Source organism: Mesorhizobium sp. B2-4-14, from assembly GCF_006442155.1.
Taxonomy (GTDB): Bacteria; Pseudomonadota; Alphaproteobacteria; order Rhizobiales; family Rhizobiaceae; genus Mesorhizobium.
Map to the genome: position 1 here is coordinate 20,560 of NZ_VFVA01000001.1, position 14,654 is coordinate 35,213.

General features: G+C 62.8%; 16 protein-coding genes. 11 read left to right on the forward strand and 5 right to left on the reverse strand.

Annotation, left to right across the window (positions count from 1 at the left end; all coding sequences use genetic code 11):
- Positions 1-167: 167 nt before the first annotated feature.
- The 3 genes from FJ938_RS00115 to FJ938_RS00125 all read left to right on the forward strand — a co-directional run bounded on the left by FJ938_RS00115 (position 168) and on the right by FJ938_RS00125 (position 3,784).
- Positions 168-1,931 (forward strand): hypothetical protein, encoded by a 1,764-nt coding sequence (locus FJ938_RS00115; RefSeq protein ID WP_140690106.1) that lies wholly within the window; start codon positions 168-170, stop codon positions 1,929-1,931.
- A 322-nt stretch (positions 1,932-2,253) separates the two neighbouring features.
- Positions 2,254-3,057: an alpha/beta fold hydrolase gene (locus FJ938_RS00120; protein ID WP_140610781.1), complete on the forward strand. Its 804-nt coding sequence runs from the start codon at positions 2,254-2,256 to the stop codon at positions 3,055-3,057.
- Between the two features lie 112 nt (positions 3,058-3,169).
- On the forward strand, positions 3,170-3,784 hold the full coding sequence (locus FJ938_RS00125; RefSeq protein ID WP_140610782.1) for a hypothetical protein: 615 nt from the start codon (positions 3,170-3,172) through the stop codon (positions 3,782-3,784).
- Here the strand turns inward: FJ938_RS00125 and FJ938_RS00130 are convergent.
- Complete coding sequence (locus FJ938_RS00130) at positions 3,768-4,697, reverse strand: metallophosphoesterase (protein WP_140610783.1); 930 nt, start codon at positions 4,695-4,697, stop codon at positions 3,768-3,770. The two genes, FJ938_RS00125 and FJ938_RS00130, sit on opposite strands and share 17 nt — an antisense overlap.
- A 71-nt stretch (positions 4,698-4,768) precedes the next feature.
- Between FJ938_RS00130 and FJ938_RS00135 the strand changes: the two genes are divergently transcribed.
- The gene (locus tag FJ938_RS00135; RefSeq protein ID WP_140610784.1) at positions 4,769-5,263 is read left to right on the forward strand and encodes an NUDIX domain-containing protein; all 495 of its coding nucleotides are present in this window, start codon (positions 4,769-4,771) and stop codon (positions 5,261-5,263) included.
- Position 5,264: 1 nt separating this feature from the next.
- On the opposite strand, the gene FJ938_RS00140 is transcribed toward FJ938_RS00135, so the two are convergent.
- Positions 5,265-6,254 carry a glutathione S-transferase family protein gene (locus FJ938_RS00140; RefSeq protein WP_140610785.1) on the reverse strand — a complete coding sequence of 330 codons (990 nt, stop codon included), beginning with the start codon at positions 6,252-6,254 and terminating at the stop codon, positions 5,265-5,267.
- A 265-nt stretch (positions 6,255-6,519) separates the two neighbouring features.
- On the opposite strand from FJ938_RS00140, the gene FJ938_RS00145 reads away from it, so the two are divergent.
- The 5 genes from FJ938_RS00145 (at position 6,520) to FJ938_RS00165 (ending at position 10,186) form a co-directional block, all read left to right on the forward strand.
- Positions 6,520-7,056, forward strand: coding sequence for an N-acetyltransferase (locus FJ938_RS00145; RefSeq protein ID WP_140610786.1), 537 nt, complete (start codon positions 6,520-6,522; stop codon positions 7,054-7,056).
- 155 nt (positions 7,057-7,211) lie between these two features.
- Positions 7,212-7,973: a 3-hydroxyacyl-CoA dehydrogenase gene (locus tag FJ938_RS00150; RefSeq protein ID WP_140610787.1), complete on the forward strand. Its 762-nt coding sequence runs from the start codon at positions 7,212-7,214 to the stop codon at positions 7,971-7,973.
- Between the two features lie 27 nt (positions 7,974-8,000).
- On the forward strand, positions 8,001-8,780 hold the full coding sequence (locus tag FJ938_RS00155; protein ID WP_140610788.1) for a HugZ family protein: 780 nt from the start codon (positions 8,001-8,003) through the stop codon (positions 8,778-8,780).
- 156 nt (positions 8,781-8,936) lie between these two features.
- Positions 8,937-9,281: a metalloregulator ArsR/SmtB family transcription factor gene (locus FJ938_RS00160; protein WP_140610792.1), complete on the forward strand. Its 345-nt coding sequence runs from the start codon at positions 8,937-8,939 to the stop codon at positions 9,279-9,281.
- A 107-nt stretch (positions 9,282-9,388) separates the two neighbouring features.
- Positions 9,389-10,186 carry an RNA methyltransferase gene (locus FJ938_RS00165; RefSeq protein ID WP_140607086.1) on the forward strand — a complete coding sequence of 266 codons (798 nt, stop codon included), beginning with the start codon at positions 9,389-9,391 and terminating at the stop codon, positions 10,184-10,186.
- A 33-nt stretch (positions 10,187-10,219) separates the two neighbouring features.
- Here the strand turns inward: FJ938_RS00165 and FJ938_RS00170 are convergent, their stop codons facing one another.
- Together FJ938_RS00170 and FJ938_RS00175 are read right to left on the reverse strand one after the other, a co-directional pair.
- On the reverse strand, positions 10,220-11,371 hold the full coding sequence (locus FJ938_RS00170; protein WP_140690108.1) for a hypothetical protein: 1,152 nt from the start codon (positions 11,369-11,371) through the stop codon (positions 10,220-10,222).
- Positions 11,372-11,527: 156 nt separating this feature from the next.
- Positions 11,528-12,064: an EipA family protein gene (locus tag FJ938_RS00175; protein WP_226890392.1), complete on the reverse strand. Its 537-nt coding sequence runs from the start codon at positions 12,062-12,064 to the stop codon at positions 11,528-11,530.
- 389 nt (positions 12,065-12,453) lie between these two features.
- On the opposite strand from FJ938_RS00175, the gene FJ938_RS00180 reads away from it, so the two are divergent.
- A complete protein-coding gene (locus tag FJ938_RS00180; RefSeq protein ID WP_140690113.1) occupies positions 12,454-13,083 on the forward strand; it encodes a histidine phosphotransferase family protein in 630 nt (209 codons plus the stop codon).
- A gap of 249 nt (positions 13,084-13,332) precedes the next feature.
- Positions 13,333-13,701 carry a response regulator gene (locus tag FJ938_RS00185; protein ID WP_140607090.1) on the forward strand — a complete coding sequence of 123 codons (369 nt, stop codon included), beginning with the start codon at positions 13,333-13,335 and terminating at the stop codon, positions 13,699-13,701.
- 108 nt (positions 13,702-13,809) lie between these two features.
- Here the strand turns inward: FJ938_RS00185 and ctrA are convergent, their stop codons facing one another.
- A complete protein-coding gene (gene ctrA / locus FJ938_RS00190) occupies positions 13,810-14,505 on the reverse strand; it encodes a cell cycle two-component system response regulator CtrA (RefSeq protein WP_006203583.1) in 696 nt (231 codons plus the stop codon).
- Positions 14,506-14,654: the final 149 nt, after the last annotated feature.

Sequence of the window (14,654 nt, forward strand, 5' to 3'; positions counted from 1 at the left end):
TGGCTGCCCCTTGGTTGTTGTTCTGGAGCCAGCAGCGGCCCCGGCCATTAACCACCGGAAAATTATCCGGTTAGGTACGCGATCGCATAATGGGTGCATACTTGTGCGGCGATGCGGGCACTATATGATCGTGCCTTAACCTGTGCCGACTTCGAAAGGATCGACACTTGCAGCATGCCACGCCTGCCGCCCCCGCAGTGCGCGAGACATTAGAGCGACTGCTTGCCAGCGAAACGTTCGGAAGGTCCGAGCGTGCGCGCAAACTGCTCCGTTATCTTGTCGAACGCGAACAGGCCGGCGAGGCCGATAGGCTCAAGGGCTTTTCCATTGCCATGGATGTCTTCGGCAAGGATGGCGATTTCGATCCGTCGACCGACGCCGTCGTGCGGGTGCAGGCTGGCAGGCTGCGCGAGTTGCTGCAGCAGTATTTCGCCAATGAGGGCATCGCCGACCCCGTCCGCATCGCCATCCCGCGCGGCGGCTACGTCCCCGCTTATGAGCTCAACGCGATCCGTCTGCCGGAAACGGCGAAACCCGCCGGGCGGCCGGACGCGGCAACGGCACCGGCCGAGCGCTCCGGCGCTGCCGACGACGCCATTGCGGCCGCTGCATTGCTGGCACCGGCGCCCTCGGTGGCGCGCCACCTCAGGTTCTTCTGGATGGCGATCGCCCTGGTCATCGCCATGCTCGGTGTTCTGATCCTGCGTCAGGGCAGCGGGGCCCTGCTGGCAGGCGGCGAGATCCCCGCTACGTTCGAGGCCACCGGCCTGACCAGCAGCATCGCGCCGTCCTCCACGCGTGAGGCCTTGCCGCTCGTCTACATCGCCGTCAAGGCCGATGGCCCTGACGCCAGCCGTGTCGCCGCTTCGCTGCGCGCCGGCCTGAGCGGCTTCGACACGATCGACTTCATCGGTCGCGACACCGTCGACGAGACTGATCCGGTCGCCAGCGCGACGAGCTTCATCTTCGACGTCCTGCCTGGACCGGACGCGGGCGATATCACCATCGAACTGCAGAGCGTGGCGACCGGACGGGTGCTTATGTCGCGCAACCTGGCGGCCACCGACAGCGCGCCATCCGCCATCGAGGACCGTATCGCCGGCATCCTGAGTTCGGCGCTGCCTGCGTCTGGCACGATCTACAGCTATATCGAGCAGAGCGGCATTCAGACCGCGCTGACGCAATGCCTGTTGCTCAACGACAAATATTACCTCGACCAGAACGCCAAGACCCACGAGGCTGCCTATCGCTGCCTCGAAACCCTTGCCGATAATGGCGCCAAATCACCGCTGGTCTATTCGGAGCTGGCCTCGCTGCACCTGGAAGCAGTGAACGACCACTACGCCTATCCGCCGGATGCGACTGTCGAGAAGGCGATGACATTCGCTCATCGCGCCGTGCAGATGGGACCGACCAGCCCCTATGCGCATCGCTCCTACGGCTACATCAATTCGCGTCTTGGCAATGCCGACGAAGCGCTGCGCTGGACGCGCAAGGCCTATGACCTCAACCCCTACGATCTCGCCATGGCCGCCGCATATGGCTACGGGCTGATTTTCGCCGGGCGATACGCCGAGGGCACGCCGATCCTGGCCCATGCGGTCGATGCCTCAAGCGGTCATCCGACATGGTGGGATTTCGGACTTTTCGCCGGCGAACTCATGCTTGGCGACACGAACAAGGCCGCGATCGCCAGCTCCTCGCTGAGAACAACCGCAACGAAATCACATTATCTCGCCGCCCGGCTGATCGGCGCCAGCATCACCGGTCAGGACAAGCTGGCGCACAAGCTGCTCGATGAGCTGACCGTCAAATTCCCGAAATTCGCCGCCAATCCACGCGCGACCTTCATCGACCGAAAATACCCGGCCGATCTGATCGAACGGCTGGTTGGCGCCTTGCGCGCGGCCGGGCTCGGCAACGCGAGCTAGAGCAATTCCAGGAAAAGTGCGTAGCGGTTTTCCGTCCGGGATTGCGTAAGAACAAAGAGTAGAGCGGGTCAACGATTCTATCAAACGCTGAACCGCTCTAGCGTCGCGTCGAGGGGCCGACGGGTGGGACAGCGACATGCGGGGACAAGAACTTAAGCCGCGCCGCATATACTTGCCCAGGCGCAACAGGCTCTAGCAAAAAAGCCGGCTTACTGTCGGCAGCTCTCGCCAATCGCGAAAATTTTACTGGCCATCGCGCTGGACAAGGAGCAATCCAGCTGCATTCCCAACGCGCAGTCCCGCAATAAAGCTTTCAGATTTCATGGTCGCATCGCTTCATGCCGCCGAACAGGGTGTTGGCTCGAAGGCCATCGTCCTGCTGCATGGTTTCGGCGGCTGCCACGATGTCTGGCGCGAGGTGATCTCGTTGCTTGCGCCTCCCGCGCGCACGCTTGCCTATGATTTGCCGGGCCACGGGCTCTCGCTCGATTTCCCGGGTGCCGGCCCGGCCAGAGTGGCGGCAAGGGCCATTCTCGCCGATCTGTCCGCACGGGCACTGAAGCGCGTTCATCTGGTCGGCCACTCGATGGGCGGCGCGGTGGCGGCGCTGATGGCGCTGGCAGAGCCTGAAAGAGTCGCCTCGCTGACACTTCTGGCGCCCGGCGGCTTCGGCCCCGAGATCAACGGCCCGCTGTTGCGCCGCTTTGCCGCCGCAAAGGACCTGTCCGAGATCCGGGCGTGCCTCGCCGCCATGTCGGGTCCACTGACCCGGCCATTCGATCACACCATCGACGTCCTCCGCGACATGCGCGGGCGACCCGGCCAGTTGCGGAAACTCGTCGAGATCGCTGCCGCCATGACCAGGGACGACCGGCAGGGTGTCATCCCGCGCGACCAGTTGGACAGGCTGACCATGCCGGTCATGGTGGCGTGGGGAAGTGACGACGCGGTGCTGCCCATTGCCCAGTCGGATGACCTGCCGGCGCACTTTCATGTGCATCACGTGCTGGAGGCCGGCCATATGCTGATCGAGGAAGCGCCTGATCTGGTTGCAAGCATCATTCGGCGCAATACGAGCCGCCGCGCCAGGCCGCCGCGCCCGAAACTCATCGCCGCGACCGGCTGACTTTTTCGCATCCGGCATCCGCTGGGCGCCCCCGATCCCTGTGATCTCGCCAGTGCATTTTGCCGGCGTCTGTGTTAACTCGCTCTTAACCAAACCCGCGAGGCAGACGCCGATGAAGGACGCAGGCGAAAAGATCGATCCGTCAGGGAAACTCTCCGATGCCATCCGTGATGTGAAGAATGCCTTCGCCGATCGCGACGATGTCGTCGTCGACATGCGCGAGGCGCATCGCATGCGCCTCGATCTGCTGGCCGCCGAACTCGCGCCCGTCTTCGCCGATGTTCCGGCCGACATGGACAATTTCGACTTCGTCGTTTCCTCCGGACTGCAGCCGCGCCTGTGGATCGACGCCGTCAGCCATGTCGCCATGGGGCGCGACCGCCGAACCTACCGCTTCCTCAAGGACACCCGGATCGGCCGCGTGGTGCTGGCTGAATCGACCGAGATGAAGCCGGTTGCCGATTCCGTCACACGCTACGTCGCCGAGCGCATCGTCGAACGCCAGAGGATGATGGAAGGCGGGGTCGAACCGGCCGTGGCCGGCATCAGGCGGGCCGAGGTGGCGGAAGCCGAGCCGCCGCTGCGATCGCCGCAGCACGGCAAGGGCTGGTCGGCCTTCCTGTCTGGCGTTGGCCTGATCGCCGCCGGCGCCCTGGTCGGCCTGGCTGTGTCGATCGCCCTGTTCTGGGACCGCCTCGTGGCGATGGGGCTCAGCCTGCGGCGGTAGCCGCCGCAGCCTCGACGCCAATCTCCAGCGTCTGCAGGTCGGCGGGCGGTATTGCGGGTCCGGTCAGCCCGCGCCGCGTCAGGCGGATGCGCCAATCGCCTTTTTCGCCATCGATATCGAACAGATTGTATTGCGCTGCCGGATCCTTGCCGCCCGGCGCCTGGCCGGCCGCGGCGACACCGACCACCGGAACCTTGGCACTGCGGGTCCCGATCTGGAACAGCGACGGCAGATGCGAATGGCCGTGCAGGACGAGTTCGGCGCCCTGCCGGCGGATGATCTTGTGGAAGCGCGCGATGCCGAACAGCCGCTTGTGCTGGGAGACGGCGCCGCGCACCGGCGGATGGTGGATCATAATGGCGCGAAACAGGCCTTGCCCGCCGGTGTCGCGAAGGATCTTGCCGAGCCGCTCCGCCTGCCGTTCCATGAAGAAGCCGTTGGCCATGAAGGGGGCCGTGGCGCGCGCCGTCGAGACCCCGATCAGCGCGACATTGTCCCGCACGCGCAGATAAGGGAATGCATTGCGATCGACCGGTGTGTTGACGCCGTCGCCGCTCATCCAGGCGGCCCACGACCGGCAGATCTTGTCGAAGGCGCCGGGCACGTAGGCATCGTGGTTTCCTGGAACCACCGAAACGTCGTGCGGCGGTCCCAGCGTCTCCAGCCAATGCTTGGCCATCTCGATCTCGCCATCGAGCGCCAGATTGACGAGGTCGCCGGTGACGGCGAGATGGTCCGGATTTTGCGCCTTGATGTCGGCGACGATGCTGTCGATGACGGCATCATGCATATGGCGGCGGCGATTGCGTTGCCAGTTGACGTAGCCCAGCACGCGCTTGGAGGCGAGATCGCGATAGGATACATCGGGGAGCGGCCCCAGATGGACATCGGAAATATGCGCGAGCCTGAACATGCATCCTTCATAGGCGACCGGCGCCCCCCTTTCCACAAAAGCTTGTCTTTCCACCCACGGTTTCGCACCTGATGACGGACCCGGAAGACGCCTTCCGCCAGACAGGTTGGGCGGGGTTCAGGGCAAGGCTGTTCCATCTCTATTTTGTGCTGCGGAGGCCGATGACGCTCGGTGTGCGCGGTCTCGTTTTCGACACCGCCTCCAACTCCGTCTTTCTCATCCGCCACACCTATGTGCCCGGCTGGCAGCTTCCCGGCGGCGGCGTCGAGGTCGGCGAGACGATGGCCGAGGCACTGGCCCGCGAACTGGCCGAGGAAGGCAACATCGCGCTGACCACGCCGCCGGTTTTCAAATCGATGCATTTCAACCGCCGCGCCAGCCGCCGCGACCATGTCGGCTTTTATCTGATCGAGCAGTTCAGCCAAACGACGCCGAAGCTGCCTGATCATGAAATCGCCGAGGCTGGCTTTTTCCCACTCGACCGCCTGCCGCAAGACACGACGCCGGCGACTTTGCGGCGGATCGCAGAGGTTTTTGGAGGTGAAGTCGTATCGGTCTACTGGTAAATCAGGACGCTTCGTTAAACCGCGCCCGGTCATGCGGCGCACCATAGTCCAGTTCCGGCCCCAGCGGCACGATCCGCGTCGGGTTTATCGTTTCGTGGCTACCATAATAATGCGCCTTGATGTGATGTAGGTTCACCGTGTCGGCGACACCGGGCACCTGATAGAGGTCGCGCAGATAGTTCGACAGGTTTGGATAGTCGGCGATGCGGCGCAAATTGCACTTGAAATGGCCGACATAGACCGGGTCGAAACGCACCAGCGTGGTGAACAGCCGCCAGTCGGCCTCGGTGATGCGGCCGCCGACGAGACAGCGTTGCGTCGATAGCCGATCCTCCAGCGTGTCGAGCGCCGCGAACAGCTCGCCGAGCGCTTCCTCATAGGCGTCTTGCGTGGTGGCGAAGCCGGCGCGGTAGACACCGTTGTTGACGGCGGGATAGACCAGCGCGTTGATCGCGCCGATCTCGCCGCGAAGCGCCTGCGGATAGAAATCGAGGCTGGCATCGCCCCACTCATCGAAGACTGAATTCAGCATCCGGATGATTTCGGAGGATTCGTTGGAGACGATGGTCTCATCCTTTTTGTCCCACAGCACCGGCACCGTCACCCGCCCCGAATAGATGGGATCAGCCTTGGTGTAGATCTGGTGCAGGAAATCGAGGCCGTAGAGCGTGTCGCCGGTCGCGCCGTCCTCGGCCAAGAATGTCCAGCCATTGGCGCCCATGAAATGATGCACGACCGACATCGATATGATGCTGTCGAGTCTCTTCAGTGCGCGGAAGATCAGCGTCCGGTGCGCCCAAGGGCAAGCGAGCGAAACATAGAGGTGATAGCGGCCGGGCTCCGCCTTGAAACCGCGGCTGCGGCCTCCGGCGGGCTTGCCGTCGCGGGTGATCCAGTCGCGCCATTGCGATTGCGTCCGCACGAACTTGCCGCCGCTGCTCTTGGTGTCGTACCAGCGGTCCTGCCATTTGCCTTCGACCAGCAATCCCATGGGGTGTCCTTTCGCCTTTCGCCTCATGTAGAGCGTGACAGGCCCAGGTGGAAATCATCCAGGCTGAACAGATCGTCAATCGATAGGGCCACGCAAAGGGTCGATTGCGGCGGCCGGAAATTGATGCTAGCGGACACTCCGCATGTTCGACTTTGCTTTGATCCGGTTCGACCGACGACGAAAGGGCGCCCGCGCTTGATGAAGCGCTGACTGGCGAATGCTGCCGTTTGCAGCAATCTTTCCTCCTGACCGGATCGCAAAGACCATGAGCCTTGCCGACGTTAAATACCTGCCAGAAACTCCGGCGCACGACCCTGAAATTGAAGACATCAATGACGAGGCCTTCGGGCCTGGCCGTTTCGTGCTGGCCGCCTACAAGATCCGCGAGGCCGGCGGCCACGAGCGCGCGCTGTCCTTTGTCGCCGTCGATGGCGATCTTGTCGTCGCTTCGGTGCGCATGACCCGCATCGCGGCCGGTGCCGGCCGCGCCCTGATGCTCGGACCGCTCGCGGTGCGGCCTGCCTTCAAGAATCTCGGCATTGGCCGCCGCCTCGTGGCGATCGCGCTGGAAGCCGCCGCCAAAGTCGGCGCCCCGGCCGTCATGCTGGTCGGCGACGAGCCCTATTACGGGCCGCTCGGCTTCAAGCGCATTCCGCGCGGCCAGATTTCGATGCCCCGTCCTGTCGATCTCGACCGCCTGCTGTCACACGAGATCACGCCGGGCGCGGTTGCCAGGCTCACGGGCGAGGTCTGTCATGCCAGTCAGGCCAGGGTCGCCGAGCATATGTCGGCAGTGGCTTGACCTTGCCCGTTGATCCGCGCCTGATCCATCCCTGTTCTCTTAGAGCAATTCCAGGAAAAATGTGAAACGGTTTTCCGACCGGAATTGCGGCAACAAAAATCGAGCGGTTCGGCGCTTCCGTGAAACGATGAACCGCCCTTGGAAAGGATGACGCCATGAACCCGAACGGCCAGATCGCAATCGTGACCGGCGGCGGCTCCGGCCTTGGCGAAGCCACGGCGCGTGCGCTTGCCGCCAAGGGTGCCCGCGTCGCCATTTTCGATGTCGGCATCGACCGCGCCGCAAAAGTGGCGGCCGAGATCGGCGGTATTGCCGTCCAATGCGACGTCAGCAGCGCCGACAGTGGCGCCGCCGCCCTCGCCGAGGTGACCGGCAAGCTTGGCGAGCCGCGCATCCTGGTCAACTGCGCCGGCATCGCCATTGGGGTGAAGACGATCGGCAAGGATGGGCCTCATCCGCTCGACCAGTACCGCAAGGTGATCGAGGTCAATCTGATCGGCACCTTCAACATGATCCGCCTTGTCGCCGACCGCGCCGCCAGGCTCGAGCCGCTGCAAGGCGGCGAGCGCGGCGTCATCGTCAACACCGCCTCGGTCGCCGCCTATGACGGCCAGATCGGCCAGGCGGCCTATTCCGCCTCCAAGGGCGGCGTGGTCGGCATGACGCTGCCAGTCGCACGCGACCTTGCCCGTTCGGGCATTCGGGTCTGCACCATCGCACCAGGCATCTTCAAGACACCGATGATGGCCGGCATGCCGCAGGACGTGCAGGATTCGCTCGGTGCCGCCGTACCCTTCCCGCCCCGCCTCGGCGAACCATCCGAATATGCCGCCCTTGCCCTGCACATCATCGAGAACCAGATGCTCAACGGCGAGACCATCCGCCTCGATGGCGCCATCCGCATGGCGCCGAAGTAATCTGATAAGTGGTAGCAGGGGGAGGACGTGGACGACAAAAAGAAGGACGTGATCCGCGAGACCGACGCCGAGGCGATCCGGTTGGCGAAGACACTTCTGCGCACTGCCCGCTTCGGCGCATTGGCCGTGCTGGAGCCGCAAACCGGATCGCCGCTGGCGAGCCGGGTCGGCGTGGCCACCGACATTGACGGCGCGCCGCTGATCCTGGTGTCGATGCTGTCGGCGCATACGCCTGCTTTGCTTGCCGATCCGCGCTGTTCCCTGCTGCTCGGCGAGCCTGGCAAGGGCGACCCGCTGGCACATCCGCGCCTGGCGCTAATCTGCCAGGCGTCACGGCTCGAGCGTGGGTCGGACGCGCACGCTCGAGCCGAGCGCCGCTATCTCAACCGCAATCCCAAGGCGAGGCTCTATGCCGGACTTGGCGACTTCTCTATCTTTCGCCTTGAGCCGCAACGCGCCAGCCTCAACGGCGGCTTCGGCAAGGCCTATCTGCTCGATCGGCCCGATCTTGTCACCGGCGGATCGATCGTCGAAGAGCTTGCGGCGAGTGAACAATCCGCCGTCGAGCACATGAATGCCGATCATCTCGACGCGGTCGCCGTTTATGCACATCATTTTGCCGGGGCAACCGGTGACGGCTGGACCATCGCCGGTTTGGACGCCGATGGCATGGATCTGGTGTCCGGGGACAATGTTTGCCGGGTATTCTTCCCGCAACCTTTGGCGGCGGCACGGGAATTGCGGCCCGTTCTGGTCGATATGGCCAGGAGCGGCAGGGCGGCAGCACGGCCACAGAGCGAGATTTAAATTGCATTTGATCGAAAGCAACGCTTGAGATTTGAAAGAAATGTTCTAGGCTTTAGCTATGGCGCTGACTCGTCGGCGGCCTTTCGCGAGTGAATTTATGGATTCAGGCACCATTGCCCCCATGGTGCCTCGATGAGCAAACAGCATGGGGCATTCATGGTCTCGACAAAGCTAATCGCCAACGCCGAATCGGCGGCCGAATTTCTTATGCTGATGGGCAACGAAAAACGGCTGTTGATCATGAGCTATCTGATCGACGGTGAGATGTCGGTCGGCGCTATCGCCGAAAAGGTGATGCTCAGCCAATCCGCGCTCTCGCAGCATCTGGCCAAGTTGCGGGCTCTCGACCTCGTGGACACCCGCCGCGACCGTCAGATGATCTACTATTCCTGCAAATCCGATGCGGTGCGCGAACTGCTTGTCATGCTGGACGGTATTTTCGGCAGCGGCAAGGAGGACTTGTCCCAGATGGCGCAGAGATTGCGCCGCGCCGGCACTTGACCGGACGCTGCCGCGGCCTTTTACCTCGCTGACGATTTCCGGAGCGCGGTTGGTGCGTCTTTCCCGACGCACCAACCGCGCTCTCGATCTTTGAGCAGAGGACATCTTTGGACCCAATCCGCATCGACGATCCACGGGATCCACGCGTCACAGCCTATCTCGATATCCGCGAACGCGATCTCGCGGGCCGGCAAGGCCGTTTCGTCGCCGAAGGCAAGGTGGTGCTCGACCTGCTTTTGTCGTCCGGTCGCTTCGGGGCGGAATCCGTGCTGGTTCTGGAAAACCGGTTCGGCGGCCTGAAGGACATATTGCACAAGGCGCCTTCGGACCTGCCGGTCTACGTCGTCGCCGGCGCGGTCATGGACGTGATCGCCGGCTTTCACATGCATCGCGGCATCCTGGCCATCGGCCGCAAGGGAACGCCGCAGCCGGCCGGGATATTGCTGGACGCCTTGCCGGCTCAAGCCTTGGTCGTGGTGCTCGTCGGCATTGCCAATCACGACAATATGGGCTCGATCTTCCGCAACGCCGCCGCTTTCGGCGCCGATGCGGTATTGATGGATGCGACATGCTGCGATCCGCTTTATCGCAAGGCGATCCGCGTTTCGGTCGGCGCCGCGCTCAAGATCCCATTCGCCTCCTTCACCGACACGGCGGGGTTCACGGCGACGCTCGCCGAACGGGGCTTTGAACAATTCGCGCTCTCGCCCCGCGGAAAGACCGATATACGCGATGCAAGGCCAGCCGCACGCCTGGCGCTTTATCTCGGCACCGAGGGCGAAGGCCTGCCCGAAAGCCTGCTTGAGCGCCTGCGGACCGTGCGGATCACCATGTCGGAAGGCTTCGATAGCCTGAATGTCGCGGCGGCCTCAGCTATTGCGCTGGATCATTTCTCGCGTCGTTAGGCAGGCCACAACGCCGATAGCCGCACTACCGCCTCAGTTCGCGGCCGCTTTCTGCAAGGCCCGCACACGGTCGGCGAGGCTGCGGTCGCCGCTATCGGACCGGCTGTCCGTCGGCGCTGCCAGCGCCTTGGCGATCGGCGAGTCAGGTCCTTCGAGCTTCGCCGTCAGGTGGACGACTTCGGCCGCCAGCTCGTTCATCTGCTCGCGCAGCGCGGCGCTGCCATTCGTCGACCCTGACGATGCCGTGGCAGCGAGATCCGCCTTCAGCCGCTTGTTCTCACGCGCCAGCGCCGTCAGCCTGGCCTCCAGCCGTTCGCGATCACTGTCGAGCTTGGCGATCGCCCGGTCCACGTCGTCGCGCCTGCTGGCCTCGTCATGCCGGTCCGCTTCATCCGGCTTGCCGACCAGCCGCAAGGCCGGCGCGCCGTCCTCGGTCTTCGTTTTTTCACGCAGCCGGGCCAATTCCTTTTCGCGGCGATCGAGCTTGTCTTCGCGGTCGGCGAGTGTCGCGAGCAGCCGTTCAACCTTCTTGTCGAGTTCCGCCGCCCTCTTCTTCTCGGCCTTCAGGGCATCGCGCACAGCTTTGCTTTCAGCCGCGATCTCCTGATGGCGCCGGTCTGCTTCCTTGCGCTGGCCGCGCAGCAGCGCAATGTCGCTGGCGAGCTTCTGCAACTCGGATTCGCGCGCCACGAGTTCGATCTGGCGGCTGCTGGAGGAGAAGCTGGCGTCATCATACATGAGCTCCAGCTTTTCGAACTCGAGCGCCCGCTTCTCCAGCTTGCGTTCGGTCTCCTTGAGCCGCTCCGAAAGCTGATGCAATTCCTCCTCGCGCTGGCGCAGCGCCTCGTTCTTGGCGCCGAGTTCGGCGAGCGCCTGATTCTTGTCCGTGCGCTCGACCGCCAGCCCCTTCAACGCCTCGCGGCCGCGATTGATCTCGACGAGTTGTTCGGCCGCCTTCTCGCGTAGCGCCTTGACGTTCATTTCGAGGCGGCGCGTGGTCATGGCATACTCGGCGCGGATCCGGTCCTTGTCGGCCTGGATCTCGGATTTCGTCAACGGGATCGAGGCTTCGATGCGCCTGCGGGTCAGCGTGACGGCGCGCCGCCAGACGGCCGGAGCCACGATCAGCGCCAGAAAGCCGGCACAGAGAAAGCCGAGGGCGAAGAACAGGACTGACTGAACCAAAGGACCACCCGCTATTGGCGGCAACCGCCTGAACTGGACCGCATCATACTGGCATGGCGGAAATCCGGCGCTGCGGCAAGGTCTTGCCACAGCGCATTGGGCACGGGCCTACAAATCCCATCGAAAAGCCGGCTTTGCGATCACGACGAGTTGGGATCAGAAGGGGTTCCAAGTCGCCCGCTCGGTCAGCTTCAGGTAGCCGAGATTGACGCCGAGCCTGGCGCCGACACCGGTGCGGATCGGCACCAGAAGCACATTGTTGTTTTTCAGCACGTTGAAGCCGATACCCGCCACCACATAGGCCGAACCGGCCACACCGCCATAGCGGTTGTAGAGGTTGCCGACATCGTCGAGATTGTAGACCAGCATCATCACCCGGGACCCCTCGCCGCCGAAATCCCAGCCCAACGACGGGCCCTGCCAGAACACTTTGTGATCGCCGGCATTCTTGGTGTAGAGCGTGCCTTCGCCATAGGTCAGGCCGCCGATCAGAGCGCCCGACCCTTCCTCACCAAGCAGATAGCCATTGGGCAGCCCGTAAGAAGCGAAGATTTTCTCGATGACCGTGGCGAGCCCGCCCGATGTCGCGCCGAAGAACTTGTGGCCGGAATCGATAATCTCCTGAGCGGTGTATTCCTGGGCTCGCAGGGCTGAAGTCGAGAAGACGAGAACGCCCATGAGCGTGACCGCCATTGTAAGGACGCGGAGGAAACTCCGGTCATAGAATCGGGAAAACATGCTTCCAATCTCCGTCATGGAGCACTTTCGCCGACGCCTCGCACCCGGTCCGGCTCTTTAGGCGGCCGTTAAGGATGACTGTTAGGGGCAAACTATGCCGTAATTCTTTTTCAACCATTAACTCCCACAGGAAGATGGCGGTTCGAAGGCTGACTTTGAGGCGCGCCCGGCGCTGGCAGCCGGCGCGAACACGCCATTTGGCCCGACGACAATTTTGGATTTGTTGCTGTACATACGAGTGCTGTGTATTCAGAAAGCCTCGGGTTGGAGCGTGATTCGTGTGGGCAGGCGCGACAATCGATCGCTCGGCCACGAATTGTGGAATTTTGCAGGGATTTTCACCGATGGCCGATCTGTTTACCCTTTCCGCCCCTGACCTGGCGGCGCTTCTGTGCAGCCGCGTCTGCCACGACATCATCTCGCCGGTCGGCGCGATCAACAACGGGCTTGAACTGCTCGACGAAGGCGGCGCCGACGAAGATGCCATGCGGCTCATCCGCCAGAGCGCCAGGAATGCCTCGGCCCGCCTGCAGTTCGCCCGCATCGCCTTCGGCGCGGCCGGTTCTGCTGGAATGCTGATCGACACCGGCGACGCCGAAGCGGTTGCCATTGCTTTCCTCAAGAATGAAAAGCCGGAGCTGACCTGGAAAGGGACCCGCGCGCTGCTGCCCAAGAACAAGGTCAAGCTTCTGCTCAACCTGATTCTGGTTGCCAATGCCGCCATTCCGCGCGGCGGCAAGCTGGTCGTGACCCTCGAGAATCTCGAAACCGAGCCGCGCTTTTCCCTCTCGGCAAGCGGGCCGATGCTGCGCGTGCCGCCCAAATTCCTCGAATTGCATTCCGGGCACAAGCCGGAAGAGCCGATCGATGCGCATTCGGTGCAGCCCTATTACACGCTGCTTCTGGCTCGTGAGGCCGGCATGACGATATCGATCCATGCGACGGCGGAAGAAATCGTGCTTTCGGTAACCTGAGTACCCGGCCGGTTTGACGGGAGCGCAAAGTATTTCAGCGGCGAAATATTGCCGTGACAGCTCGACCGGAAGCGTTAAGCTTTTCCTAAGCGGCGGCGTCGAAGCATCCGCAAAGAAAAGCCAGCCGGATGGCATCTTTGCAAAAATTTTACCCAAAGGCTTTTCGGCTTCTTTACCGGATCGGTCTAGAGTGCATGCCAGGTGCCCCGACACGACCGGATTGCCCCAGGGCAAAGAGGACCCGGAAAAATGAAACGCTGCATGTTCGTCGACGATTCAAGCGTCATCAGGAAAGTTGCAAAACGCATCCTGGGCGGTTCCGACATGGTGGTCATCGAGGCAGCCAGCGGGCTTGACGCGCTGGAGATGTGCGCCGCCGACATGCCCGACATCATCGTCGTCGACGGCGCCCTGCCGGATGTGCAGGCGGTTGACCTCATCCGCCGCGTGCGCGCCATGGAAAGCCCGATAAAGCCGCAGATCCTGATCTCGCTGGTCGAGCTCGATATCGCGTCGATCATGCGGGCCAAGCGCGCCGGGGCCCAGGGCTATCTGCTGAAGCCCTTCAATCGCCCGCAGCTGCTCGAGCGCTTCCGCACGCTGAAGATCGCTGCCTGATACGCCTGCAGCCCACCCTCACCCCACCTTATCACCGGCTCAGGACGCAAAAAAACCCGGCCGGAGCCGGGTTTTTGTCGAATTGGATATTCGGACGCCGCTCGCCGCTCAGGCGCTGACGCGGATGTCTTCGGGCTCGCGCAGCACATAGCCGCGGCCCCAGACCGTCTCGATGTAGTTCTGGCCACCGGACGCGGCATCGAGCTTCTTGCGCAGCTTGCAGATGAAGACGTCGATGATCTTCAGTTCCGGCTCGTCCATGCCGCCATAGAGGTGGTTGAGGAACATTTCCTTGGTGAGCGTGGTGCCCTTGCGCAGCGAGAGCAGCTCCAGCATCTGGTATTCCTTGCCGGTGAGGTGCACGCGCTGGCCGCCGACTTCGACGGTCTTGGCGTCGAGGTTGACCACCAGGTCACCGGTGGTGATGACCGACTGGGCGTGACCCTTGGAGCGCCGCACGATGGCGTGGATGCGCGCCACCAGCTCGTCCTTGTGGAACGGCTTGGTCATATAGTCGTCGGCGCCGAAACCGAGGCCGCGCACCTTGTCCTCGATGCCGGCCATACCGGAAAGGATGAGGATGGGCGTCTTCACCTTGGAGAGGCGGAGCGTTCTCAAGACCTCGTAACCGGACATGTCGGGCAGGTTGAGGTCGAGAAGGATGATGTCATAGTCGTAGAGCTTGCCCAGATCGACGCCCTCTTCACCGAGGTCGGTCGTATAGACGTTGAAACTTTCCGATTTCAGCATCAGCTCGATGCTTTGTGCGGTTGCACTGTCATCTTCTATCAGCAGAACACGCATTTCATTCCCCTTTTCTGCCGCCGGACCATTTCACGACCCGTCTTGAACCCGGAGCAGTGGTTGCCTTTGCAGAGGCTGCCATCGAATGGTTAACAAAACCTAATTTCTCGTCCATGACGGTATCAGATTTTTTAACCTCTTGCTACACC